The sequence below is a fragment of the Streptomyces sp. SAS_270 genome (assembly GCF_052543295.1).
Genome location: NZ_JBMNDS010000040.1, coordinates 26361 through 48886 on the forward strand (window position 1 = coordinate 26361; position 22526 = coordinate 48886).

Here is a 22526-nt window from a genome sequence, read left to right on the forward strand (position 1 = left end):
GCACACCGGTCGGGCCCCTCCCACCGCCTTTCCCCGTCCTGCTCCGACGCCCTCACCCTCAGGAGGACCGCCATGAAGGTCGTCGTCGACATGAACAAGTGCCAGGACCACGGCCAGTGCGTCTTCGCGGCCCCGGACGTCTTCTCGATGGACGACGACGGACACCTGGCCTACGTGGCCGACCCGGACGACGCGCTGCGCGACGAGGTCGACGAGGCCGCCGACGTGTGTCCGCTGCAGGCCATCCGGATCGAGGACTGAGTCCATGACCGCAACCATGACCGGACGCATCGTCGTCGCCGGCGCCTCGATGGGCGGCCTGCGGGCGGCCGAGCAACTGCGCGCGGCGGGCTGGACCGGCGCGATCACGGTCGTCGGCGACGAGCCGCACATGCCCTACAACCGGCCTCCGCTGTCCAAGGAGGTCCTGGCGGGCAAGGCGCCGTTCGAGTCGCTGGCCTTCACGCCCAAGGCGGCCGCGTCCGACGTGGAGTGGCGGCTCGGCACGAAGCTCGTCGCGGCCCGGCTCGACGAGCGGATCGTCGAGCTCGACGACGGCGGGACGATCGAGTACGACGGCCTGGTCGCCGCCACCGGCATGCGGCCCCGGCGGCTGCAATGCCCCGGTCCGTTCGCCGGCCGCCACACGGTCCGTACCCTCGCCGACGCGCAGGGCCTGCGCGACGAACTGACCCGGCCCGGTGTGCGGGTGGTCGTGGTCGGCGCGGGGTTCATCGGCTGCGAGGTCGCGGCCACCGCCGTGGGACTCGGCGTCCGCGAGGTGACCGTCGTGGATCCGCTGGCCCTGCCGATGGTGGCTCCACTCGGTGAGCTGCTGGGCCGCGCACTGCTGAAGCGGCACCAGGAGCGCGGGGTGCGCTTCGCGCTCGGCGCGGGCGTCGCCGCATTCGAGGGCGGCGAGCGGGTGAGCGGAGTCGTCCTGAGCGACGGCACGGTGCTGCCCGCCGACCTGGTGGTCGAGTCGGTCGGCTCAATCGCCAACGTGGAATGGCTGGAGGGCAACGGGCTCGATCTGTCCGACGGTGTGCTCACGGACGCACAACTGCGGGTCGGCGGACGTCCGGAGGCCTTCGCGGTAGGCGATGTCGCCCGCTTCCCCAACGCCCGATACGGCGGCATTCCCAGGCGGGTCGAGCACTGGTCCATCCCCACGGACACCGCCAAACACGCGGCCAAGGCCCTCGTCGCCCATCTTGCGGGCAGGGATGAGGAGTTGGCCGCCTTCGCGCCGCTGCCCACCTTCTGGAGCGACCAGCACGAGTTCCGGCTGCAGTCCTTCGGGGCGCCGGCCCTCGGCAAGGACGACGTACGGATCCTGGACGGCGACCCGGAGGGCGACGTCCTGGTCGGCTACCACACAGCCGGCCGACTCGTCGGCGTCGTCGCGCTCGGCAGCCGGGCCGCCGCCATGGGCGCCGTCCGATACCGGGCCCAGCTGCAGCAACAGCCCGCCCTCACCGCGTAAGGAACCCCGCCATGACCAGCGTCCGTGGATACTTCCACCCCAAGACGGCGAGCGGAGTCTCGTCGCTGATCCCGTCCCCGCCCTGGCGCTACTCCGGAGACCTGCTCACCGTCGAGTACCGCACGGATCCCTCGCGGGTGCGTGAACTGCTGCCCGAGCCCTTGGAGCCGGCCGATGAGGACCCCGGCGCGGTCGCGCTGATCTGGGCCGACTGGCAGTCGTGCTCCGCCTCCGGGGACGAGCTGCTCGACCCCGTGCTCTCCCAGTACAGAGAGGCGTTCGCCGTCGTCCGCTGCAAGTACCAGGGGCGGACCTACACCCGTTGCGTGTACATCTGGGTCGACAAGGACTTCGCCATCGCCCGCGGCCTGCACCAGGGCTACCCGAAGAAGTTCGGCTCGATCCACCAGACGCGTCCGCATCCCTACGGACCCGCTCCCCGGATCGAGGCCGGCGCGCGCTTCGGGGCAACCCTCGCCGCCGCCGACCGGCGCCTGGCCCAGACCGTGGTCACCCTGCGCGAGCCGTCGGAGACCAACGGCTTCGTCAACGCGCACCCGATGGCGCACCACCGATGGCTGCCGTCGATCGAGAAGGGCAAGGGCCTCGCCCTCGACGAACTGATCGAGTCGGGTGCGGCCTCCTTCGAAGGGGGTCAAACGTGGGTCGGTGAAGCCGAGTTGGAGTTGTTCGAGGCGCCCACCGAGGAGCTGGCCCGACTGGAGATCCGAGAGCCGATCGCCGCGTACTACCGCCAGGTCGGTGTGGTCTGGGACGGAGGGCGGCTGTTGGAGGCCGGAACGTCGCAAGCGGCGGCCGGGTGAGCGCGGCTACCGCGCCCCCGCAGAGGTGCAGTCCCATCCCCCGTTCAGCTGGAGCCCTCTCATGACTGACAAGATCACCGTCGGCGGTGTCGCCGTCGACACCCGGCACTGGATCGGCGGCGAGCGCGTCGCCTCCCCAGACACCTTCACCGACATCTCACCCATCGACGGCAGCACCATCGGCGAGATCTCCCGGGCAACCCCGGCCGAGGCCGCCGCCGCCATCGCCGCCGCCAAGGCCGCCTTCCCGGCCTGGGCCGCCACCTCCCGCGCCGAACGCGCCCGTCTTCTGCATGCCATCGCCGACGGCGTGGAAAAGCGCCTCGAAGAACTGGCAATCGTCGAGACCACGGACAACGGCGCCCTGCTCCGCTCCCACCGCCGCGGCGTGATGCCCCGCGTGGCGCACAACTTCCGCTTCTTCGCGGACTGGCTGCTGAAGCTCGACCACGAGGACTTCGAGACCCGCGGACACGGCAACCACGTCAGCTGGGACCCGGCGGGCCCCAGCGTCCTCATCACCCCGTGGAACGCGCCCCTGCTGCTGGCCACCTGGAAGGTCGCCCCGGCCCTCGCGGCCGGCAACACCGTCGTCCTCAAACCCGCCGAGTGGTCCCCGCTGACCGCCTCGCTGCTCGCCGACATCGCGGCCGAGGCGGGACTCCCGGCCGGGGTCCTCAACCTCGTCCAGGGCTACGGCTCCGAGATCGGCGACGCACTCACCTCGCACCCGGACGTAAGGCGGATCAGTTTCACCGGCTCAGTGCCGACCGCCCGGAGGATTGCGGCCTCGGCCGCCGCCAACCTGACCCCGCTCAGCCTCGAACTCGGCGGCAAGTCACCGCTGTTGGTGTTCGCCGACGCGGACCTGGACCTTGCCGTCGACCTCGCGGTGGAGCAGTACGACAACGCCGGACAGGTCTGCCTCGCCGCCACCCGATTCCTCGTCGAGGAGTCGGTGGCCGAGGAGTTCACGCGCCGGTTCGTCGAGAAGGCCGGGCAGTTGACGCAGGGCGACCCACGCGACGAGGCCACCGACGTCGGCCCCAACATCCATCCCCGCCAGCTGGAGAAGATCGACGGCTTCGTGCAGCGGGCCGTCGCGGCGGGCGCCCGCGCGCTCGTCGGCGGGCACCGCAAGGACGGCCAGTACTACGCACCGACTCTGCTCACCGACGTCGCCCAGGACTCGGAGATCGTGCAGGAGGAGGTCTTCGGCCCGGTCCTGACCCTGCAGACCTTCGCCACCGAGGACGAGGCCGTCCGTCTCGCCAACGACACACGCTTCGGGCTGGCCGCCACCGTCGCGACCGGCGACCCCGAACGCGCCCGACGCGTCACCGCTCGGCTCGTCGCCGGGACGGTCTGGGTCAACTGCTTCTTCGTACGCGACCTGCGGGCACCGTTCGGCGGCTCCCGCCTCTCCGGCGTCGGCCGAGAGGGCGGCAGCTGGAGCTTCGACTTCTACTGCGACCTCAAGAACACCGTGACCGCGCCGAACGGATGGAGCAACCATGGGTGAAATCGTCGGAGCGGGCCTGCTCGCCCACGTCCCCACCATCGTGCTCCCGGCGGCCGACCGGATGGAACTCAACGAGGGCAAGGAGATCACCCTCGTCACCGGCCTGCACCAGCTGCGCCGCGACGTCTTCGAGCGCGAAGGCGCCGACGACTACGACACCGTCGTCGTCCTCGACTCGCACTGGGCCACCACCGTCGAGTTCGTCGTCACCGCCCAGCAGCGCCGCGCCGGCCTGTTCACCTCCGAGGAGCTGCCGCGCGGCATGTGCAGGATGCCGTACGACTTCCCCGGCGACCCCGAACTCGCGCACAACATCGCGCAGTTCGCCGACAAGCACGGCACCTGGATCACTCCGATCGAGGACGACTGCCTGCCGATCTACTACGCCACCATCAACCTCTGGAAGTTCCTCGGCGAGGGCCTGCCCGACAAGCGCTGGGTGAGCATCGGTGTCTGCCAGACCGGCGACATGGAGGACCATCTGCGCCTGGGCCGGGCACTGGCCGACGGCATCGCCGCCACCCCCGGACGACGGGTCCTGCTGATCGCCTCCGGCGCCCTCTCGCACACCTTCTGGCCCCTGCGTGAGATCCGGGACCACGAGGCCAGCGACCCGGTGCACATCCGCACCTCCGAGGCGCGCGAGGCGGACCTCGAGCGCATCGCCTGGTTCAAGCAGGGCCGTCACGACAAGGTCCTGGAGACCATGGACGAGTTCTGGAAGTACAAGCCCGAGGCGAAGTTCTTCCACTACCTGATGATGGCCGGCGCGCTCGGCGAGCAGGCCTGCGTCGCCAGGGCCCGCCAGTACGGCGAGTACGAGAACTCCGTCGGCACCGGCCAGGTCCACCTCTGGTTCGACCGCCCGGCCGAGGGCTGGACCGGCACGGGAGCACCCGTGGCCGCCGCCCCCCACCACCCCCACCGCCGCTCCTAGGAAGGCCGCCATGCCCGAATACCGCCGCATCCTCCTGGACGGCGCGATCGTCCGGACCACCGTCGACGCGGACGAACTCGTCGCCGGGGACGGCCGCCGCGTCGAGATCGAGGACGCTCGGCACCTGCCGCCGGTCGTGCCGTCGAAGGTGATCGCCGTCCATCTCAACCACCGCAGCCGTGTCGACGAGTTCCGGATCGAACTCCCCGACACCCCGACCTACTTCCACAAACCGACCTCCTCCCTCAACTCCCACAAGGGCGCCGTCGTCCGCCCCGCAGGCTGCAAGTGGCTCAACTACGAGGGCGAGGTCGCCATCGTCATCGGCAGGACCGCGCGGAACATCTCCCCGGCCGAGGCGGGGGACCACATCGCCGGCTACACCGTCGCCAACGACTACGGCCTGCACGACTTCCGCGACACCGACGCCGGCTCCATGCTCCGCGTCAAGGGCTCCGACACCCTGTGCCCGCTGGGCCCCGGGCTGGTCACCGACTGGGACTTCCACGGCAAACGGCTGCGCACGTACGTCAACGGCGAGGTCGTACAGGACGGTTCGACCGACGAGATGAAGTGGGACATGCACTACCTCGTCGCCGACATCGCCCGCACCATCACCCTCCACCCCGGTGACGTACTGCTGTCCGGCACACCGGCCAACTCCCGCCCCGTACAGCCCGGCGACGTCGTCGAGGTCGAGGTCGAGGGCCTGGGCCGGCTCACCAACCACATCGTCACCGGCCCGACCGCCATCCGTACCGACGTCGGCGCACAGCCCACCGAGTCCGAGGAGGTGCTGTCCACCGCGCTCGGCGGCGACTGGGAGTTCCGCGGCATCCGCCCGCCCCGGCGCTGATGCCGCCGAGGAGGCGGATGCGTACCGGGCCTGATGCGCAGGGGCGCCCGGGGCGGGGCGCCGGCGGGCGCCGTCCGGGACCTGCTCCGGGCAGGTCCTCAGGCCCGCTCCGGCCCCTGACCGGGCTCCGGAGCGGGCGGGTAGGGTCGCAGCCATGACCGCATCCGCCGAGCCTTCCGAAGGCCGCGAACCGCGCAGGCGCATGAACTACGGGGAGGGCCGGGAGGCCCTGCTCAACGCGGCCGTGCGGGTCGTGGCGCAGGGCGGTCTGCGCAAGCTCACCTACCGGGCGGTCGCGCAGGAGGCGGGGACCACGCACGGGCTGGTCGTCCATCACTTCGGTTCGCGCGACGCGCTGATCGAGGAGGCGCTCACGCATGCGATCCGCACCTCGCTGAACACCAGCGCGCTCGAGCCGGGCACCGGCAAGGTGGCGGACTTCTCAGTGGGCCTGTCCGAGATGGTCACCGCGGATCCGGACATTCAGGCCTTCCAGTACGAGCTGCTGCTGGAGTCCCGGCGCCGCCCCGAACTGCTGCCCCACCTGCGCGCCCTGTACGACGAGTACTTCGACGCCACCCGACGCGAACTGGCCCGCATGCTGCCCGGCGGCGGCGCCGACCGCCCGCTGACCCGGCTGATCTTCGCGGCTCTGGACGGGCTCGTGCTGCATCAGCTCGTCTTCGGCGATCCCGGGACCACCGACGCGGCCATCGAGGAGCTCCGAGGGCTGCTCCGGCTGCTCGACGCCGATGGGGACACCGCGGCGCAGACCTCCGGCGAGACGCCCGGCTGACGCCTCTGACCTGCGCCTTCGTGGGCCCTGGACGTCTTTCGTCCAGGGCCTGCGCTTTGCTGTGCGGCCCACATTCACCCACCCCCTTGTCAAACGGACAGTTCCAGCCCACCATGGGGCAACTCGTTTGGCCTGAAACGAAATCCCTCTTCCTCCCTGGCAGGTGATTCGAGTGGACAGTCAGACAGCGGTCGTCAACCAGACCGCGGCCGACGCCTCCACCGCAGGCAAGCTCAAGCCCAACTCCCTGGGTGTTCTGGGCATCCTCTTCTTCGTGCTGTCCGCTCAGGCGCCGCTGACCGGCATAGCAGGCGCCGTCCCCATCTCCGTCGCCCTCGGCAACGGCCCCGGCACACCCGCCGCCTATGTGGCCGCCGGTGTGATCACCCTGCTGTTCGCGGTCGGCTTCGTGGCCATGGGCCGGCACGTCGTGGACGCCGGAGCCTTCTACGTCTACATCGGCAAGGGTCTCGGACGGCATGTCGGCACCGGCAGCGCCGGGATCGCGCTGTTCGCCTACTGCTCCGTACAGGCCGCGATGTACGGCCTGTACGGGGCGACCGTGAGCTCCCTGCTGGCGCAACACACCTCGCTGAACCCGCCCTGGTGGCTGTGTGTCCTGGTCACCATGGTGATCGTCCAGGTCCTTGGGGCATCCGGCATCGAGATGGGTGCCAGGGTGCTGGCCGTCTTCGTCCTGGCGGAGTTCAGCATCCTCAGCGCCTTCGCTTTCGTCACCTTCTTCAAGGGCGGTGGGCCCGAGGGTCTCGCCGTCGCGCAGTCGTTCTCACCGGGCGCGGCCGTGAAGGGGGCGCCGGGCGTGGCGCTGATGTTCGCCGTGGCGTCGATGATCGGTTTCGAGGCCACCGCGATCTACGGCGAGGAGGCGCGCGAACCCCGCAGGACGGTGCCCCGGGCCACCTATCTGGCCGTCGCCCTCGTCACCGGCTTCTTCGCCTTCGCCTCTTGGATGCTGGTCTCCTCCTACGGTGCCTCGAAGGCGGCGGCCGCGGCCGGCAAGGCGCTGGCGAGCGGCGACTCGACGGGCTTCGTGTTCAGCCCGATCGCCGCCCAGTTCGGCTCCTGGGTCAACGACGTTCTGCCCGTGCTGCTGGCCACCTCGCTGTTCGCCGGCATCCTCGCCTTCCACAACTCGGCCAACCGCTACCTGTTCTCGCTCAGCCGCGAGGGACTGCTGCCACGCAAACTGTCGGCGATCAACCGCCGTCACTCGCCCGGAGTCGCCGGTCTCGTCCAGACGGCGATCGCCGTCGTCCTGGTCGTCCCCTTCGCGGCGGCCGGCAAGGACCCGGTCCTGACGCTGTTCTCCTGGGGCAGCGGCGTGGCCGTTCTGGCGATCATGCTGCTGTACTTCCTGACCTCCGCCTCCGTGATCGTCTTCTTCCGCCGCGAACGCCTCGACACCCGGCCGTGGAACACGCTGATCGCCCCGGTTCTCGGTGCCGTGGGCATCGCCGGTGCGATCTGGCTGATCCTCGAGAACTTCACCACCCTCATCGGCGGCGACTCGGCAACCGCCCTGTGGCTCGAACTCACGGTCCCGGCCGTTCTCGTCCTGAGCGTCGTCGCGGCCCGGCTGAAGCGCGGGAAGGCGGCGGTGAGCGGCTGACCTTCGCCGCCCGGTGCGGTCTCCTTGCGGACCGCACCGGGCGGCGCGCCGTAGCGTGCGTTTCAGTGCGTCGTGCATGCGACCCGGTCGAGGAACGCGTCGACCAGACGGCGGGCGTTCGCCCGTGCGGCCGGCGCCAAGTCGCGGGTGCGGTTCATCAGTTGGCCGGCATTCACGTGGTGCCGCAGGGCCTGCTCGGTGCCGCCGTTGGCCAGCCAGCCGCACAGCATCCGCATCGTGATCTCCGGATGGAACTGCACCCCCAGACTCCGTCCGGCCCGGAACGCCTGCACGCCCACCGCGTTCACGGCCACCTCCTCGGCGCCGGGCGGCAGCACGCAGCGGTCGTAGTGCCACTGCATCCAGGGCCCGTGGCCCACCAGGGAGGGGTCATGCGAGTCGATCTCGGTCCAGCCGATCTCGGGCCGCGGCGCCGGCTCGACCGAGCCCCCGAGGGCGGTGGTCAGTGCCTGGGCGCCGAAGCACACCCCGAGCACCGGGACGCCGAGGTGGTGGGCCTTGCGCAGCAGCGCGAGTTCGCCCTCGATCCAGCTGCCGACGGCCGCCGTGTCGTACACCGACCAGGGGGCGCCGAGCGACACGACGAGATCCCAGTCGGCGGCCTCGGGGAAGTCGAAGGCCACGTCCGGCGCGTGGTGGCGGTGTTCGGGTACGACGGTCACGGTGGTCAGGTCGTACCCCCGTTCCACGAGCCGGGCTCCGACCGGCCCCGGCTCCGTCAGATGGTCGTGCTGGACGACGAGTGCGCGCACGGCGGGTGCTCCTCGGCTGTTGTCGGGGGCCCTTGTGGAGGGCTCTTCTGGATCATATCGTTTGGGATCAAATGACAGTACTGCTGTGAGCTGGAGGCCACGCATGCCGGACATCACCCACGACGAGTGGCTGCGCCGCGCCAAGACCTTCGAGGTGCCCGGCGCCCATCACATCGACGGCGCCGACGAGGACGGCGGGGGAGCGGCCTTCGCGGTCGTCTCGCCCCGGGACGGGCAGGTGGTCGCCCAGGTCGCCGACGGCGGAGCCGCCGAGGTGGACGCGGCCGTGGCCGCCGCCCGCCGTGCCTTCGACACCGGGCCCTGGCCGCGCCTGGCCCCGGTCGAACGAGGCCGGGCCCTGCTGCGGATCGCCGATCTGCTGGAGGAACGGCGCGAGACGTTCGCGCTCACCGTCAGCCTGGAAATGGGCAAACCGATCACGGACGCCCATGACATCGAACTGCGCGCCGCCATCAACACCTTCCGCTGGTACGGGCAGCTGGCCGACAAGCTCACCGACGAGTTGCCGCACACCGCCCCGGACGCCCTGGCCCTGATCACCCGGGAACCGGCCGGAGTCGTGGGTGCGGTCGTGCCCTGGAACTTCCCGCTGACACTGGCGAGTTGGAAGATCGCCCCGGCGCTGGCCGCCGGCTGCACGGTCGTCCTCAAGCCCTCGGAGAACTCCCCGCTGTCCGCGCTCCTGCTCGGCCGGCTCGCCACCGAGGCCGGACTGCCGCCGGGCGTCCTCAACGTCGTCAACGGCGAGGGGCCGGTCGCCGGGCGGGCCCTCGGACTCCACCCCGACGTCGACGTCCTGGCCTTCACCGGCTCCACCGCCGTAGGCCGCCATTTCCTGCACTACGCCGCCGACTCCAACCTCAAGCGCGTCTGGCTGGAGCTGGGCGGCAAGTCGCCCAACATCGTCCTTCCCGACGCCCCCGACCTCGAGAAGGCCGCCGCCACCGCCGCCTGGGGCATCTTCTTCAACCAGGGCGAGATGTGCACCGCCCCCTCCCGCCTCCTGGTGCACTCCTCCGTCGCGGAACGCGTCACCGAGGCGGTCGTGGCACGGGCCCACGAGCTGCGCATCGGCGACCCCCTGGACCCGGCCACCGAGATGGGTGCCCTGGTCGGCGAGGCGCATCTGAACCGCGTACGGGGCCACGTCGAGGCCGGACTGGCCGAGGGCGCCCGGCTGCGGACCGGCGGCGACCGCACCCTCACCGGCACCGGAGGCACGTACCTGGAGCCCACCGTCTTCGACCGGGTGGGCCCGGACATGCGGCTGGCCCGCGAGGAGATCTTCGGCCCCGTCCTGTCCGTGCTCGCCTTCGACGACCTGGACGAGGCGGTACGCCTGGCCAACGCCACCGAGTACGGCCTCGCCGCCGGCCTGTGGACCTCCGACCTGTCCACCGCGCACACGGTCTCCCGCGCCCTGAAGGCCGGCACGGTCTGGGTCAACTGCTACGAGGAGGGCGACCTGAGCGTCCCCTTCGGCGGCATGAAGCAGTCGGGCAACGGCCGCGACAAGTCCGCCCACGCCATCGAGAAGTACACCGAACTCAAGACCACCTGGATCCAGTTGTGACCTCTGCGACGAGACCGCTCATCGCGATCCCCGCCCGCTTCGCCGCCACCACCTCGGCCCTGCGCTACGCGGCCGAGGTCAACGCCCGCGCCCTGATCGAGTCCGTCTGGCGGGCCGGCGGCGAACCGTTGAGCATCCACCCCGCCGACACCGAGGTCGCCGCCCGCCTGACCCGCTTCGACGGCGTGCTGCTCCCCGGCGGCGGCGACCTCGCACCCCACCGCTACGGCGCCCCCGACGCCCACGACAGCGTCTACGACGTCGACGACCTCCAGGACGCCTTCGATCTCGAAGTCGCCCGCCACGCCCTGGAATCGGGTCTGCCGCTGCTGGCGGTCTGCCGCGGCCTCCAGGTCGTCAACGTCGCCCTCGGCGGCACCCTGGAACAGGACATGGGCGGCGTCGAAGGTGAACACCGGCACGTCGTGCACCCCGTCACGCTGCAAGCGGGGTCGGTCGTCGCCGACGCGGCGGGCGTGGAGAAGCTGGACGCGTCCTGCTACCACCACCAGCGGGTCGACCGGCTGGGCTCCGGTCTGCGGGTGACCGCCACCGCTGCCGACGGCACCTGCGAAGCCCTCGAACTCGTCGACGCCCGCGGCTGGTTCACCGCCGTGCAGTGGCACCCGGAGGACACCGCGCACGAAGACGCCGCGCACCACGGCCTCTTCGCGGCCCTGGTGCGAGCTGCCCGCTGAGGTCAGCCCTTCGCGCGCCGCCCGCTGCGGCGCGGCGCGGGCTCGGCGCCGCCCAGCAGGGACTGGCGGCGCTCCTCGCCGTGCTCCTCCACCTGGAGCACCACGCGCCGCAGTCCCTCGGCCAGGTCCCGGCACTCCTCGCCCGTCAACTGCCCGGTGACGAACGCCTCTTCCTCGTTGAACTCCGGGAACAGCCGCCGCATCAGCTGCTCACCCTCGTCGGTGAGGCTGAGCAGCACCAGCCTGCCGTCCGAGGGGTGGCCGGCCCGCTTGACCAGTCCCCGCGACTCCAGGGTCCGGGACACACCGGTGAGTGTCCCCTTGGAGATCCCCGCCTCCTCCGCCACGTGCCGGGTCTCCGACTCGCCCCACACCCACACGACCCACAGCACGACGAACGCCGTCCAGGTCAGGTCGGAGCTGCGCAGCACGGAGTTCTCCAGGTGCTGGCGCACAGCGGAGGCGGCCCGGTAGATGTTGGCCACGGCGGCCATCTGGTCCCGTCGTATCGGGACGCCACCGAGTTTCGCCGCGGCGAGCTTCTCGGCTTCGGTGATGGATCGCTGGCCGGGCACGGGCGCTCCCTAGCTCTCTTTTACCGTTCGGACTCAAATTGTACGAAGAGAGCCTACGAGGAGAGCTGTCGCTCGTGGACGACGCGACCGTCGAACACCGTCAGATCCACCTCCGCGTCCGTGATCGCGTGCGGGTCCAGGTCCAGAAGCGGGCGGTCCAGCACGCACAGGTCCGCTACCTTGCCGACCTCGATCGACCCCTTCCACTCCTCGGCGAAGTCCTGGCGGGCCGCGTGGATCGTGTATGCCCGCAGGGCCTCGGCGAGACCCACGCACTGCTCCGGGCCACTGCGCCGCCCGCTTGCCTTCGACTCCCGCAACATCATCGCGGCCACCCCCTGGCGCCAGTCGGGCTCCGTGATCGGGGCGTCGGAACTCGCGCAGACCGCGACCCCGGCTTCGACGGCGGACCGCACCGGCCACTGGTAAGCGGACCGCTCGGGCCCGACGACCTCGTCCATCAGGTCGGAGATCGTCCATTTGATGGCCGGGTTCATGTTGATGCCGTACCCGTGCGCGGCCAGCTTGGCGAGGCTGCCGGCACCGATGAAGTCGCCGTGGATGACGTAGTGCCGGGCATCGGGCCGGGGAGCGGCCTCGTTCGCGGCGACAAAGGCGTCCACGACCGTGTCGATGGCCCGGTCACCGGTGACGTGCACACCCAGCTGGAAACCCGCTTCATGGGCCACCCGGATCATCTCGCGCAGTTCGTCGGCCTGGAGGGCAGGGGTGTCGCCGTGCACGCACAGTGCGCCGTGACCGCCGTCGGCGTACGGCTCGTTCATCCAGGCCGTACGGTTCGGCGGCACCCCGTCGGCGAAGATCTTGACGCCGATGGCGTGCAGGAGGCGCGGGTCGGTGGAGCGCGGGGGCCGTAGCTCGGCCAGGCCCTTGCGCAGGTCGTCGGCGGAACCGCCCATGGCGGCGGGCAGCAGCAGGACACTCACCCGGGCCCGCAGCTCACCGGCGGCCGCGAGGTCGGCGTACGCGGTCCAGTTGTCGGTGCCCAGTCCGCCGAAGAGAGTTGTGGCGCCCCCGGGGCCGAGGCCGGGCTCGGTGTAGCTGGTGATGCCGCGGGAGTGGAGCTCGGCGATCACGTTCCGGATGGCCCGGCGTCGCTGAGCGACGGTGGGGGAGGGGAGCGCGGTCTGCACGAGCTGCTGGGCCGCCTCGCGCAGGATGCCGGTGGGTTCGCCGTCCGTGTCGAGGTCGATGACACCACCTGCCGGCGGCACACTTGCCGCATTGATGCCGCACCGGAGCAGCGCCGCGCTGTTGGCCCACACCATGTGCGAGGAGAAGTCGGTCAGACAGACCGGGTTGTCCGGCGCCACGGTGTCCAGGTCCCGGCGGTGCGGGAACCGGCGCGCATCGGCGAGACACTCCGCCAGATAGCCGGGATCCCAGCCCAGCCCGGTGATCCACTCGCCCGGCCGGGAAGCTCGCACGGCCCGGTCCACGGCGGCGGCGATCCCGGAGATCGACTCGACCGCCGGGTGGCCGACTGCGATCGCGAAGGGCGGCTTCGTCATGCCGTACGCGGCGCCGTGGAGATGGGAGTCGTTGATACCGGGCAGCACGGTGCGGCCGCCCAGTTCGACGACCCGTGTGCCGGGGCCGGCCAGGGCTCGGACCTCGGCGTCGCTGCCGACGGCGACGATCTCGCGGCCGCGCACGGCCACGCCTTCGGTCACCGTGAAGGCGTCGTCCACGGTCAGGACCTGACCGCCGGTCAGGATGAGGGTGGGGCTGCTGTCGCTCACGCGATACCTCTTTGCGATAAGAAGGGCCGGGGGACGGGTCACCGTGTCAGCCGCGGGCCGAAGCGGGCGAGGGCGGCGCCCGCCACCAGCGCGACGCCCTGCGCCATCTGCTGCCAGAACGCCGGCACGTTCAGCAGTGTGAGACCGTTCTGCAGACACCCCAGGAAGAGCACGCCGAGCAGCACCCCGAAGACCGAGCCCGAACCGCCGGCCAGCGCGACGCCGCCGAGCAACACGGCGGTGAGCACGGTCAGTTCGAAGCCGGCGCCCGAGGTTCCGGAGACGGCACTGTCCAGCACCGACGCCTTGATGGCCCCGGCCAGCGCGGCCGCGGCGCCCGTGACGACGAACAGTGCGAAGGGCGTACGACGGACGCCGATGCCGGAGAGATAGGCGGCCTCCCGGTTGACGCCGATGGCGAAGACGTGCCGCCCGGCCGGGGTGAGCGCCAGGAAGAGGGCGCCCACCACGAGCACGAACACGGCGATGACGACCGGGGCGTCGACCCCGGCGACGCGGGCCCCGCCGAGCCAGGCGAACCCCGAACCGAAACTGCTGAGCGGCAGCGGGAAGAGCTGCTGAGCCAGCCCGCGCACCGCGGTCAGCATGCCCAGCGTCACGATGAACGCGGACAGGCCCAGGTAGCAGCAGAGAACGCCGTTCAAGGCGCCCACCGCCCCACCCACGACCAGCGCGCCGAGCACCGCGACGACCGGTGACTGGTGCTGCCCGGCGAGCCGGCCGGCGACCAGCCCGCCGAGAGCCAGGGTGGAGCCGACCGACAGATCGAGGTAGCCGCTGATGACCAGCAGCGCCAAAGGCACAGCCACGATGGTGAGGGTGGCCGCGTCGGTGGCGATCCCGCGCAGGTTGCCCGTGTCCAGGAAGCTGCCGGTGGTCAGCTGGAAGACCAGCACCATCAGGGCGAGGACGACGAGCAGCGGATGCCGCCGCAGGATGGAGAGGCCGCTGACGGCGAGGGCGCGCGGGCCCGGAACGAGGCGGTCGGCGGGTGAGGTGGTCGCGGTGCTCATGCCGCTCCTTGCGAGGTGGTGAGGTGTGGGTCGTGCACGGCCGACAGAAGGGCGGACTCGGTGAGTTCGGGGCCGCTCAGCTCGCCGACGATCCGGCCCGCGCGGACGATCAGACAGCGGTCGGCGAGCGCGACGACCTCCTCGGGGTCACTGGAGGCGAACAGCACGACCGTGCCCCGCTCGGCGGAGAGTGAGGAGAGCACCTGATAGATGTCCTGCCGGGCGCCCACGTCGACACCCTGCGTGGGCTCGTCGAGCAGGAGAACGTCGACACTGCGGACGTCGTTGATCCACCGGCCCAGCACGAGCTTCTGCTGGTTGCCGCCCGAGAAGGCGGCCGCGGGCAGCCGCGGCCGGGCGGGGCGCAGCCCGACGGCTTCGGCCAGCGCACCGAAGACGCGCCGCTCGCAGGCCGGCATCCGCACACCCCGCCGGGCCAACGATCGGATCGTCGGCAGCAGCGCGTTGTCCTGCGCACTCAGCACCGGGAACATGCCCTGGCGACGTCGGTCCGCCGGGACCAGGGCGATCCCCGCGGCCAGCGCTTCTGCGGGCCGAGCGGCCGCGACGGCGCGGTCACCGACGCGCACCGTACCGCCGGCACAGCGGCGCCTGCCGAACAGAGTCTCCAGGATGCGCGTACGCCCGGAGCCGATGAGTCCGTACATGCCGACGATCTCTCCCCGGGCGACCGTGACGTCGACGGGACCGAACCCGGGACCGCGCAGCCCGTCCACCGTGAGGCCGGCCGGGCCCGGGACCTCCGGGGTGCGGTCCCGCACCCTGCCGGGGCGAACGTCTCCTCCGCCTGCTTTCGTGCCGACCACGGCGTCGACCAACTCGCCCCGCGTCCGCCCCGACGTCACCGAACGATGGGTCACCCTCCCGTCCCGCAGCACCGTCACGGCGTCCGCGAGCCGTTCCACCTCGGCCAGCAGATGGGTGACATACACGATGGCCAGCCCTTGGCCGCGCAGATCCTCCACCCGCGTGGCCAGCGCGTCGCTCTCGGCCCCGGACAGCGCGGCGGTCGGCTCGTCCAGGACCAGCACCGAGGCGCTGCGGCTGAGCGCCTTGGCGATCTCCACCAACTGTCGCTGACCCATGGGGAGTTCGCCCACCCGGTCGCGCGGCGAGCAGTGCGCCGCGACCCGCGCCAGCAGTGCGGCCGCCACCTCCTCCTGGGCGCGCCGGTCGATCCGCCCGTACCGGGTCCACTCCTGGCCGAGGAAGATGTTCTCGGCGACGGTCAGGGAGTCGACGACGCTGAGCTGCTGGAAGATGATCGCCACACCCGCGGCGATCGACTCGCGCGGGCTCAGCCGCGCGTAACTGCTCCCGCCCACCTCGATGGTGCCTGCGTCCGGGGGGAAGGCCCCGCCGAGGCACTTGATCAGAGTGGACTTACCGGCGCCGTTGTGACCGAGAAGGGCGTGCACCTGGCCCGCGGGAACGGTGAGGTCCACGCCGTCCAGCGCCCGGACACCGCCGAACGACTTGCTCAGCCCGCGGATCCGGAGATTCGGCTCTGTCATGACAGGCGCCTAGGAGTTCTGGGCGAGCAGCGCGTCGATCCGCGCGCTGTCGCCGTGCCGGACGAGCGTGATCGGGATCTGGGTGCTCGGGTTCTTCTTCCCGGCGGCGACCGCGAGCGGTACGTCGACGACCGCGGAGGCGATGTCCTGCGGCGCAAGGGCGGCCGAGGCGCGGTAGAACGTGCCCTGCTTGATGGCGAGCAGGGAGGGGGCGGCACCGTCCTGCCCGCCGACGAAGGTCCTCGCGTCGTCCTTCGCCCGGCCTGTCTGCTGGAGTGCCTTGTAGCCGCCGTAGGCGGCGGCGTCGGTGACCCCGAGGATGATGTTCAGGTCGGGGTGCTTGGCAAGGACGGCCCGCGTTTTGGAGAGTCCGGTGTCCGGATCGATGGCTTGCTCCTTCGCCACCACGTCGACACCCGGCGCGTGCTTCGTGAAGGCGTCGATCATGCCCTTGGTGCGCTCGCGGCCCAGCTGGATCGTGCTGTCGGTGAGGAAGGCGACCTTGCCCTTGCCGCCGAGGTGCTCGCCCGCCCACTTCGCGGCGGCCTCCCCGAGCAGCGTGCCGCCCTTGAGGAAGCTGAACTGGATGTCGGCGCTCTGGTGCTCCAGCGTTCCGCCGTACGTCACCCAGATCAGCCCGGCGTCCAACGCCCTCTTGGCGATGGCCTCGGTGGCCTCGAAGACCATCGGGAACGACACGATGGCCGGGACCTTCTGACCCACCCAGGCACCCAGGTTGGTGGCCTGGGTGTCGGCGTTGCTCGCGTCGCTCGTGGTCAGCAGGGTGACGTGGTGCTTCTTCGCGGCGGCGCCGGAGAGCTTCACCAGGGTTGAGTAGAGCGGGAGTTGGGTGAACGGATAGTCCAGCCCGATCGTGCCGAGGGACTTCGTGTCCGGCGATCCGGCCGCCGCGTTCTCGGCCTTCGCCGAGCCCGAGCCGCCGCCCGGCGCCGAACAGCCCGCGGCGACCAGCGCGGTGGCCGCCGCGACCCCGCTCGACCACGAGAGGAACTGCCGGCGTGAGGCCGGGGAAACGGCCTGCGGGAATCTGGTCATGGCGGTGCTCTCCCAGGGAAAGGGGCCCGTCGCGGCGGGCGTCCGGCTGTGCCGAACAGAAAAGCCCCGGGCTCCCCGTCTCGCCATCCGTACAAATACCGACTCTCCCGGAGTCCGGTACCGACCAGCCGGAATCGGGCCACGACAACGGTGAACCGCTTGTCGGGCACTCCGGACACGCATATCGTTAGGGCCCAAACAATCTCCCCGCAGCAACCAGGGCCTTCGGGAGGCTCGCATGCTCAGCCACCAGCAGATCGCGGCCGCGACCCGCATCGGCATGCTCACCCGCGAACGTGACACCGCCAGGGCCTGCGGCCAGGCCATGCAGGAACTCGGCCGGGCCCTGCCGTTCGACGCGGGGACCCTGCTCGGAATCGATCCCCTCTCCGGAACCCACGTGCAGATCGCGGGAGTCGGCTACACCGCCGAGACCTCCCAGGCGCTGGCCGCCGAGTTCGTCGCGACCCCCTGGTACGCCAACGTCGTACGACAGAAACTGCCGCGCTCCATCTCCGAGGACGCCGACGACCCCGGACCGCGCTTCCGGCACGGCTGGTTCTACGCCGAGCGGGTGCGGCCCGCCGGCTTCCGCGACGGACTGACCGGGGCGCTGCGCCACGACGGGCGCCTGGTCGGCCTGATCCACCTGTCCACCGAAGGGGCGGACACCTATGACATTGAGGCGCGCCACCTCCTCGCCACGCTGCTGCCCGCGCTGGGCGCACTCACCGACCCCACCGCCCATGCCGGTGGCCTCGACGACCTGCCGTCCGGGGCACGGGCGAGCCTCGTCACCGCCGAGGGCACCATCGAACTGCCGGGCCGGGCGCCCGCCGAAGTGTTGGAGGACGGGGACTTCGCCCGTCTCGTCGAGGTGTTCGTCCTCGCGCGCGGACTGCGGCTGCGGATGCTGTGGCCGGTCGGGTCCGGCTGGCGCCGAGTGGTATTGCGCCGGTGCACGGTGGGACCGGGGGCCCCGCGCACGGCGGTCCTGGTGTACGAGGAGCGCGCAGAACTGCCGTACGGCCTGAGCCCACGCGAACTGGAGGTGCTCACGCGGGCGGCCCGAGGGCAGGCCAACCAGACCATCGCCCAGGCCCTGTTCCTCTCCCCGCGGACAGTGCACAGCCATATCGAGCACCTGCTGCGCAAGACCGGCTGCGCCTCACGTGCCGAAGCCACGGCGCTCGCCGTGCGGGACGGTGTACTGCGACCTGCGCCCGAGGATCTGGAGTACTTCGTCGAGCGGGCGCCCGGCGTCCGGGAAACGGGAGAGAAACGACGATGACCAGCACGCCCCGCATGCTCCTCGTCCTCAGCGAGAACTGGACCCTGACCGGCGGCCGAGCCGATCTGCCCAAGGCCGTACGGTGGGCCCGCGAGGCCGAGGACGCCGGCTTCGACGCGGTCATGGTCAGCGAACACGTCGTGCTCGGTCCCGACGCGGCCGTGGACGGCATCATGGGCAACCCCCGCGACTACGCCCTCCCGGGAAATCAGGACCCCTGCACCCCCTGGCCCAACTCGCTCCTCCTGCTCGCCGCCATCGCCTCCGTCACCGAGCGCCTGCGACTGGCCGCCGCGGCCGTCCTCGCCCCGCTGCGTCATCCGCTGCTCATGGCACGGGAGTTGGGCACCCTCGACCTCCTCAGCGAGGGCCGACTGCTGGTACAGCCCACGGTCAGCTGGAGCAAGGACGAGTACGACGCTCTGGGAGTGCCCTTCGGCAAGCGCGGCCGGCTGCTCGACGAGCATCTGGAGGTCTGGGCGAAGGCCTGGGGGCCGTCCCCGATCTCGCATGACAGCGACCACTATCCGTTCCGGGACGTCTACTTCGAGCCCAAGGCCCACCGCCCGGACGGCCCACGGCTGTGGTTCGGCGGACAGCGCCTGCACGGACCTGTCCTGCGCCGACTCGTCCGGTACGGCCACGGGTTCCACCCCCTGGGCAGGCCGACACCGCAGGACAGGCAACTGCTCAAGGACGCCATGGCCGCCGCCGGCCGGGACGTCGCCGACCTGGAGATGATCGGCGGCACCCAGGCCGTCTTCCCCGACGACCACTCGACGGCGGACCTCGGCGCGGCCCTCGCCTCCATCCCGGAGCAGTGGGAACAGGGCTTCACCACGTTCTGCATCAAGCCGAACCAGTTCATCGATGACCCGGACGGAGTCGGCGAGTTCTGCCGCAAGGTGATGCGCAGGGTCGAGGCGCTGACCGCTTGACGTTCAGCCGGTGAGGTGTTCGACGCGGGCGTGGATGTGGTCGATGTGGTGCTCGGATTCCGGCTTCATCAGGACGCTGCGGAGGATGCGCGCGCTGTCGGCATCCGCAGTGATCTTGGGGTGGCGGGCGCTGAACGCCTCGCGGTCTGCTTTGAGTGTGCTGAGGAAGACCGGGTCGGGGGTGGTCATGCCGTCCGCGAGGATGCGCGCCGAGGCGGTGTCCACGGCGGTCAGGGTGGCGGGGGCGACGATCGGGAAATAGGTGACGACGTCCAGTTCGGGCTGCTGGTAGAGCTCCAGCCGACTGGATGAGGTGATCAGGTCGGCCCATCGGAGCGCGGCCCGGCGGCCTGCGGCCAGGACCTGGCCGAGGCCCTCGCGGGTGGGCGGCAGGAGCTGGAAGGTGAGCCAGAGAGCGGCGGCGGACGCGCCGGCACGGGAGCACTCCAGGCTGATCTCGCCGAGGTGCAGTTCGCTGGAGGTGAAGTAGGTGTACGGCGAGTCGTGAAGGTAGAAGCGGCCCACGTCGGGGTCGCGGAAGAGGACGGCGCCGCAGCCGTAGGGCTGCAGACCGTGTTTGTGCGGGTCGATGACGATCGAGTCGGCCTGCGCGATGCTCTGCCAGGGCTCGGGCGGGAGTCCTTCGGGGCCGTCGACGCCGGCGAGCAGGGTGAAGAAGCCGCCGTAGGCGGCGTCGACGTGGACGCGGACGCCGTGGCGTCGGGCGAGGGGCAGGGCCAGGTGGACGGGGTCGATCGCGCCCAGTCCGGTGGTGCCGGCCGTCAGGACGACTGTGCCGACCTCGCCGGTGCGCAGTAGTTCCTCGAGTGCGTCGAGGTGGATACGGCCCTGGCTGTCCGTGGGGACGGGGTGGCCCTTCATGCCGAGGACGTGACACATGCGGCCGTGGGTGTAGTGGGCGTCGGCGCTGTAGGCGACGCCGCGGCCGGGGTGGAGTTCGCGGGCGACGAAGAGGGCTTCGAGGTTGGCGATGGTGCCGCTGGTGGTGAGGTGGCCGAGATGGGTGTCGTAGCCGAACATCGCGGCGAGCTGTGCGACGGCCTCGCGCTCCATGGCCGCGGTGGCGGGGCCGCCGTCGAGGGCGTGGTTGTTGGGGTTGATGAGCATGGCGGTGAGGTAGCCGACCACGGCGGCGGGGTGCGGGGGCTTGAGCATCTGTCCCGCGTAACGCGGGTGGAAGAAGGGGTAGTTGTCCTTCAGCCGCCCCGTGAACTCGCCGAAGGCCGCGGTGAAGTGGTTCTCGTCGACGAGCAGTGACGGGTGCGTGTCGTAGGGGCCGTAGGTGTCGGCCCAGTCCTGTATCGCCTGAGTGGCCCGCCCGAGCCAGTGCTGCAGATCCATGGTCCTCTCCCACTTTCCTTGGTCTCCAGGCCCCCGGTCCCTGGTGGAGGTGTGTCGACTCTAGAATATCATTGACTGCTCAGCAATTGAGTAGTCAGTATTTGAGACATTGGTAGGTGAGGGGGCAGTAAACTCAGGAGAGGTTGCGCAGGGCACGGAGAAGGGCTTGTACGGGTGGGTGCAGGGAATGGGCAAGGCGAGGAAGCGGAGCGTGCCGCCAACAGCGCGCTGGTCCGGGATTTCGGTCTGCTGATCAAGGCCGCCACCCGGCTGGAACTGCGGATCGACGCGGCACTGCGGCAGCGGTGCGGGATCAGCCACACGATGTTCGAGGTGCTGATCAGACTCTGCCGGCAGCCCGGGGAGGGGGTCTCGCAGCGTCGGCTGGCCGACGACCTCACGCTGACCAGCAGCGGCATCACCCGACTGGTCGACCGTATGGAGGAAGCCGGTCTGGTCAGGCGCGTGCCGGCGCCCGCGGACCGCAGGAGTGTCCTGGTGGAACCGACCGACCAGGGCCGCACCGCCTTTGTCCTCGCAGCAGGCGTTCACGCCCAGGTCGTCGAGCAGTACTTCGTAGGACCGCTGTCCCAAGCCGAATACACGCGACTGACCAGCGCACTCGGTCAGATCGGCAAAGCCCTGGACGACACCGTGCACTGAGCCGCGCCGTCGACCGGCAGACCTGTCCCGGCGGCCGGATACGGGCCACGCACCAGCCGCCGGGCGGGCCGGGGATCAGAACCCGACGGCCTCGCGCAGCAGCAGAACGGTGACGCGGCCGGGGTGAGGCTCGGCGTGCAGTACGAGCAGCCGGTTGATCGCGCTCGGCACGCCGTAGACCTGCCGGGCGCGTTCGTCCTCCAACGGCAGGGCGTGCTCCTCGAGTCGGCGCATCGCGGTCGGCAGGTCGGGCACGACCTTCTGCGCGCCGACGATCCAGATCGCCCGGCCGGCGCCGCCGGAGTAGGCGGGCAGTTGGCTGCCGCTGCCCGAGGCGACGACCAGCGAGCCCGTCTCGGTGACCGCGGCGACGCTGCCGACGACCACGTCGGGGCTGCTGATCAGCCGCCGGATCTCGTCACCCTCGGTGGCCCGGTCCATGGCCAGCACCCTCGGCCGGATCGCGTCGTAGCGTCCGCCGGCGTTGAGGTCCTCGTCGATGCCGGAAAGCCGTAGCGTCTCGCTGGCCCCGGTGAAGACCGACGCGCCCTCGGGAATCAGCTCACCGACACGGCCGCGGGCAGCGGTCATGTCGTCCAGGATCTCGACGGCGAAGCCGTGCTCACGCAGCGCTGCGGCCGCCCGCTCGAGCCGCGGCGCGGGCACCGGCTCGGCGAAGTCCGTCTCGGTCGTTGTCGTGGTCGGCGTGCTCATGCTTGTTTGCCTTCCTGCTGCTCGTGCGGGGTCCGGTTGTTCGGCGCGGGCGCGGAGCCGCCGAGCGGGGTGGTGTCGAGGTATCTGATCTCGTAGACCCGCTCGGCGAACCGCCAGCCGTCCGGGGTGCGCCGATAGACGTCGTGGTAGACGGCGAAGTTCTGTCCCTCGACACCGGTGCGGAGGCGGGCGAGTTCGTACATGAAGGCCCGCCCGGTCGCGGTGTCGCCGTCGATCACCACCGAGCCCGGGTGCGTGTTCTGCACGAAGAAGTCCCACTGGGCCTGCAGCCGCTCGCCGCCGACGCGGATCTCCTCCCGGCCGGTCAGTTCGATCGGCACATCGGGCATGCGCAGCACGCCGTCCTCGGTGAACAGCGCAGCCAGGCGGGCACGGTCCCGCATCATCGCCGCGTCGGTGAACTCGGCGCGCAGCGCGTCGATCTCGACGCGGTCCGCGATGGCTTGAAAGTCGGTCAT

22 protein-coding genes are annotated in these 22526 nt (G+C 70.9%); 13 read left to right on the forward strand and 9 right to left on the reverse strand.

Annotation, left to right across the window (positions count from 1 at the left end; genetic code table 11):
- The first annotated feature begins 72 nt into the window (after positions 1–72).
- From ACN6LB_RS24970 to ACN6LB_RS25005, 8 genes are all read left to right on the forward strand, one after another.
- Positions 73–261 (forward strand): ferredoxin, encoded by a 189-nt coding sequence (locus tag ACN6LB_RS24970; protein WP_445027856.1) that lies wholly within the window; start codon positions 73–75, stop codon positions 259–261.
- Between the two features lie 16 nt (positions 262–277).
- Complete coding sequence (locus tag ACN6LB_RS24975) at positions 278–1486, forward strand: NAD(P)/FAD-dependent oxidoreductase (protein WP_445027904.1); 1209 nt, start codon at positions 278–280, stop codon at positions 1484–1486.
- Positions 1487–1497: 11 nt separating this feature from the next.
- Positions 1498–2310 (forward strand): acetoacetate decarboxylase family protein, encoded by an 813-nt coding sequence (locus tag ACN6LB_RS24980; RefSeq protein WP_445027857.1) that lies wholly within the window; start codon positions 1498–1500, stop codon positions 2308–2310.
- Positions 2311–2371: 61 nt separating this feature from the next.
- Positions 2372–3832: an aldehyde dehydrogenase gene (locus ACN6LB_RS24985; protein WP_445027858.1), complete on the forward strand. Its 1461-nt coding sequence runs from the start codon at positions 2372–2374 to the stop codon at positions 3830–3832.
- The gene (locus ACN6LB_RS24990) at positions 3825–4769 is read left to right on the forward strand and encodes a 3,4-dihydroxyphenylacetate 2,3-dioxygenase (protein ID WP_445027859.1); all 945 of its coding nucleotides are present in this window, start codon (positions 3825–3827) and stop codon (positions 4767–4769) included. Before ACN6LB_RS24985 ends, ACN6LB_RS24990 begins: the two co-directional genes overlap by 8 nt.
- A gap of 10 nt (positions 4770–4779) precedes the next feature.
- A complete protein-coding gene (locus tag ACN6LB_RS24995) occupies positions 4780–5625 on the forward strand; it encodes a fumarylacetoacetate hydrolase family protein (protein WP_445027860.1) in 846 nt (281 codons plus the stop codon).
- 154 nt (positions 5626–5779) lie between these two features.
- Positions 5780–6421 (forward strand): TetR/AcrR family transcriptional regulator, encoded by a 642-nt coding sequence (locus ACN6LB_RS25000; RefSeq protein ID WP_445027861.1) that lies wholly within the window; start codon positions 5780–5782, stop codon positions 6419–6421.
- A 172-nt stretch (positions 6422–6593) separates the two neighbouring features.
- On the forward strand, positions 6594–8051 hold the full coding sequence (locus ACN6LB_RS25005; protein ID WP_445027862.1) for an APC family permease: 1458 nt from the start codon (positions 6594–6596) through the stop codon (positions 8049–8051).
- A 62-nt stretch (positions 8052–8113) separates the two neighbouring features.
- Here the strand turns inward: ACN6LB_RS25005 and ACN6LB_RS25010 are convergent, their stop codons facing one another.
- Positions 8114–8824 (reverse strand): type 1 glutamine amidotransferase, encoded by a 711-nt coding sequence (locus ACN6LB_RS25010; protein ID WP_445027863.1) that lies wholly within the window; start codon positions 8822–8824, stop codon positions 8114–8116.
- Positions 8825–8927: 103 nt separating this feature from the next.
- Between ACN6LB_RS25010 and ACN6LB_RS25015 the strand changes: the two genes are divergently transcribed.
- Together ACN6LB_RS25015 and ACN6LB_RS25020 are read left to right on the forward strand one after the other, a co-directional pair.
- Positions 8928–10418 carry an aldehyde dehydrogenase gene (locus tag ACN6LB_RS25015; protein ID WP_445027864.1) on the forward strand — a complete coding sequence of 497 codons (1491 nt, stop codon included), beginning with the start codon at positions 8928–8930 and terminating at the stop codon, positions 10416–10418.
- A complete protein-coding gene (locus tag ACN6LB_RS25020; RefSeq protein WP_445027865.1) occupies positions 10415–11116 on the forward strand; it encodes a gamma-glutamyl-gamma-aminobutyrate hydrolase family protein in 702 nt (233 codons plus the stop codon). Before ACN6LB_RS25015 ends, ACN6LB_RS25020 begins: the two co-directional genes overlap by 4 nt.
- Before the next feature lie 2 nt (positions 11117–11118).
- On the opposite strand, the gene ACN6LB_RS25025 is transcribed toward ACN6LB_RS25020, so the two are convergent.
- Genes ACN6LB_RS25025 through ACN6LB_RS25045 form a run of 5 tightly spaced genes read right to left on the reverse strand, consistent with a single transcriptional unit; the run spans position 11119 to position 17079 of the window.
- On the reverse strand, positions 11119–11691 hold the full coding sequence (locus ACN6LB_RS25025; protein ID WP_445027866.1) for a MarR family winged helix-turn-helix transcriptional regulator: 573 nt from the start codon (positions 11689–11691) through the stop codon (positions 11119–11121).
- A 53-nt stretch (positions 11692–11744) separates the two neighbouring features.
- Positions 11745–13454 (reverse strand): amidohydrolase, encoded by a 1710-nt coding sequence (locus tag ACN6LB_RS25030; RefSeq protein WP_445027867.1) that lies wholly within the window; start codon positions 13452–13454, stop codon positions 11745–11747.
- A gap of 38 nt (positions 13455–13492) precedes the next feature.
- Positions 13493–14488: an ABC transporter permease gene (locus ACN6LB_RS25035; RefSeq protein ID WP_445027868.1), complete on the reverse strand. Its 996-nt coding sequence runs from the start codon at positions 14486–14488 to the stop codon at positions 13493–13495.
- Positions 14485–16023, reverse strand: a complete 1539-nt coding sequence (locus ACN6LB_RS25040) for a sugar ABC transporter ATP-binding protein (protein ID WP_445027869.1) — start codon at positions 16021–16023, stop codon at positions 14485–14487. Before ACN6LB_RS25040 ends, ACN6LB_RS25035 begins: the two co-directional genes overlap by 4 nt.
- A 9-nt stretch (positions 16024–16032) precedes the next feature.
- Positions 16033–17079 (reverse strand): sugar ABC transporter substrate-binding protein, encoded by a 1047-nt coding sequence (locus ACN6LB_RS25045; protein ID WP_445027870.1) that lies wholly within the window; start codon positions 17077–17079, stop codon positions 16033–16035.
- A gap of 238 nt (positions 17080–17317) precedes the next feature.
- Here ACN6LB_RS25045 and ACN6LB_RS25050 point away from each other — a divergent pair, with 238 nt between their 5' ends.
- Together ACN6LB_RS25050 and ACN6LB_RS25055 are read left to right on the forward strand one after the other, a co-directional pair.
- Positions 17318–18370, forward strand: coding sequence for a response regulator transcription factor (locus ACN6LB_RS25050; RefSeq protein ID WP_445027871.1), 1053 nt, complete (start codon positions 17318–17320; stop codon positions 18368–18370).
- Positions 18367–19308, forward strand: a complete 942-nt coding sequence (locus tag ACN6LB_RS25055; RefSeq protein ID WP_445027872.1) for an LLM class flavin-dependent oxidoreductase — start codon at positions 18367–18369, stop codon at positions 19306–19308. Before ACN6LB_RS25050 ends, ACN6LB_RS25055 begins: the two co-directional genes overlap by 4 nt.
- A 3-nt stretch (positions 19309–19311) precedes the next feature.
- Here ACN6LB_RS25055 and ACN6LB_RS25060 read toward each other — a convergent pair whose 3' ends face one another.
- Positions 19312–20670, reverse strand: coding sequence for a pyridoxal phosphate-dependent decarboxylase family protein (locus ACN6LB_RS25060; RefSeq protein WP_445027873.1), 1359 nt, complete (start codon positions 20668–20670; stop codon positions 19312–19314).
- A 174-nt stretch (positions 20671–20844) separates the two neighbouring features.
- Between ACN6LB_RS25060 and ACN6LB_RS25065 the strand changes: the two genes are divergently transcribed.
- Positions 20845–21333 carry a MarR family winged helix-turn-helix transcriptional regulator gene (locus ACN6LB_RS25065; protein WP_445027874.1) on the forward strand — a complete coding sequence of 163 codons (489 nt, stop codon included), beginning with the start codon at positions 20845–20847 and terminating at the stop codon, positions 21331–21333.
- 75 nt (positions 21334–21408) lie between these two features.
- On the opposite strand, the gene ACN6LB_RS25070 is transcribed toward ACN6LB_RS25065, so the two are convergent.
- The gene (locus ACN6LB_RS25070) at positions 21409–22047 is read right to left on the reverse strand and encodes an LUD domain-containing protein (RefSeq protein WP_445027875.1); all 639 of its coding nucleotides are present in this window, start codon (positions 22045–22047) and stop codon (positions 21409–21411) included.
- The gene (locus ACN6LB_RS25075) at positions 22044–22526 is read right to left on the reverse strand and encodes a nuclear transport factor 2 family protein (protein ID WP_356140493.1); all 483 of its coding nucleotides are present in this window, start codon (positions 22524–22526) and stop codon (positions 22044–22046) included. The genes ACN6LB_RS25070 and ACN6LB_RS25075 overlap by 4 nt, the downstream gene beginning before the upstream one ends.

Excerpts from the sequence above, each read along its gene's own strand:
- ACN6LB_RS25050 (WP_445027871.1), top strand. The coding sequence starts at position 17,318 with ATGCTCAGCCACCAGCAGATCGCGGCCGCGACCCGCATCGGCATGCTC.
- ACN6LB_RS25015 (WP_445027864.1), top strand. The coding sequence starts at position 8,928 with ATGCCGGACATCACCCACGACGAGTGGCTGCGCCGCGCCAAGACCTTC.
- ACN6LB_RS24970 (WP_445027856.1), top strand. The coding sequence starts at position 73 with ATGAAGGTCGTCGTCGACATGAACAAGTGCCAGGACCACGGCCAGTGC.
- ACN6LB_RS24995 (WP_445027860.1), top strand. The coding sequence starts at position 4,780 with ATGCCCGAATACCGCCGCATCCTCCTGGACGGCGCGATCGTCCGGACC.
- ACN6LB_RS24990 (WP_445027859.1), top strand. The coding sequence starts at position 3,825 with ATGGGTGAAATCGTCGGAGCGGGCCTGCTCGCCCACGTCCCCACCATC.
- ACN6LB_RS25035 (WP_445027868.1), bottom strand. The coding sequence starts at position 14,488 with ATGAGCACCGCGACCACCTCACCCGCCGACCGCCTCGTTCCGGGCCCG.
- ACN6LB_RS25000 (WP_445027861.1), top strand. The coding sequence starts at position 5,780 with ATGACCGCATCCGCCGAGCCTTCCGAAGGCCGCGAACCGCGCAGGCGC.
- ACN6LB_RS25075 (WP_356140493.1), bottom strand. The coding sequence starts at position 22,526 with ATGACCGACTTTCAAGCCATCGCGGACCGCGTCGAGATCGACGCGCTG.
- ACN6LB_RS24985 (WP_445027858.1), top strand. The coding sequence starts at position 2,372 with ATGACTGACAAGATCACCGTCGGCGGTGTCGCCGTCGACACCCGGCAC.
- ACN6LB_RS25055 (WP_445027872.1), top strand. The coding sequence starts at position 18,367 with ATGACCAGCACGCCCCGCATGCTCCTCGTCCTCAGCGAGAACTGGACC.
- ACN6LB_RS24980 (WP_445027857.1), top strand. The coding sequence starts at position 1,498 with ATGACCAGCGTCCGTGGATACTTCCACCCCAAGACGGCGAGCGGAGTC.
- ACN6LB_RS25070 (WP_445027875.1), bottom strand. The coding sequence starts at position 22,047 with ATGAGCACGCCGACCACGACAACGACCGAGACGGACTTCGCCGAGCCG.
- ACN6LB_RS25060 (WP_445027873.1), bottom strand. The coding sequence starts at position 20,670 with ATGGATCTGCAGCACTGGCTCGGGCGGGCCACTCAGGCGATACAGGAC.
- ACN6LB_RS25040 (WP_445027869.1), bottom strand. The coding sequence starts at position 16,023 with ATGACAGAGCCGAATCTCCGGATCCGCGGGCTGAGCAAGTCGTTCGGC.
- ACN6LB_RS25045 (WP_445027870.1), bottom strand. The coding sequence starts at position 17,079 with ATGACCAGATTCCCGCAGGCCGTTTCCCCGGCCTCACGCCGGCAGTTC.
- ACN6LB_RS24975 (WP_445027904.1), top strand. The coding sequence starts at position 278 with ATGACCGGACGCATCGTCGTCGCCGGCGCCTCGATGGGCGGCCTGCGG.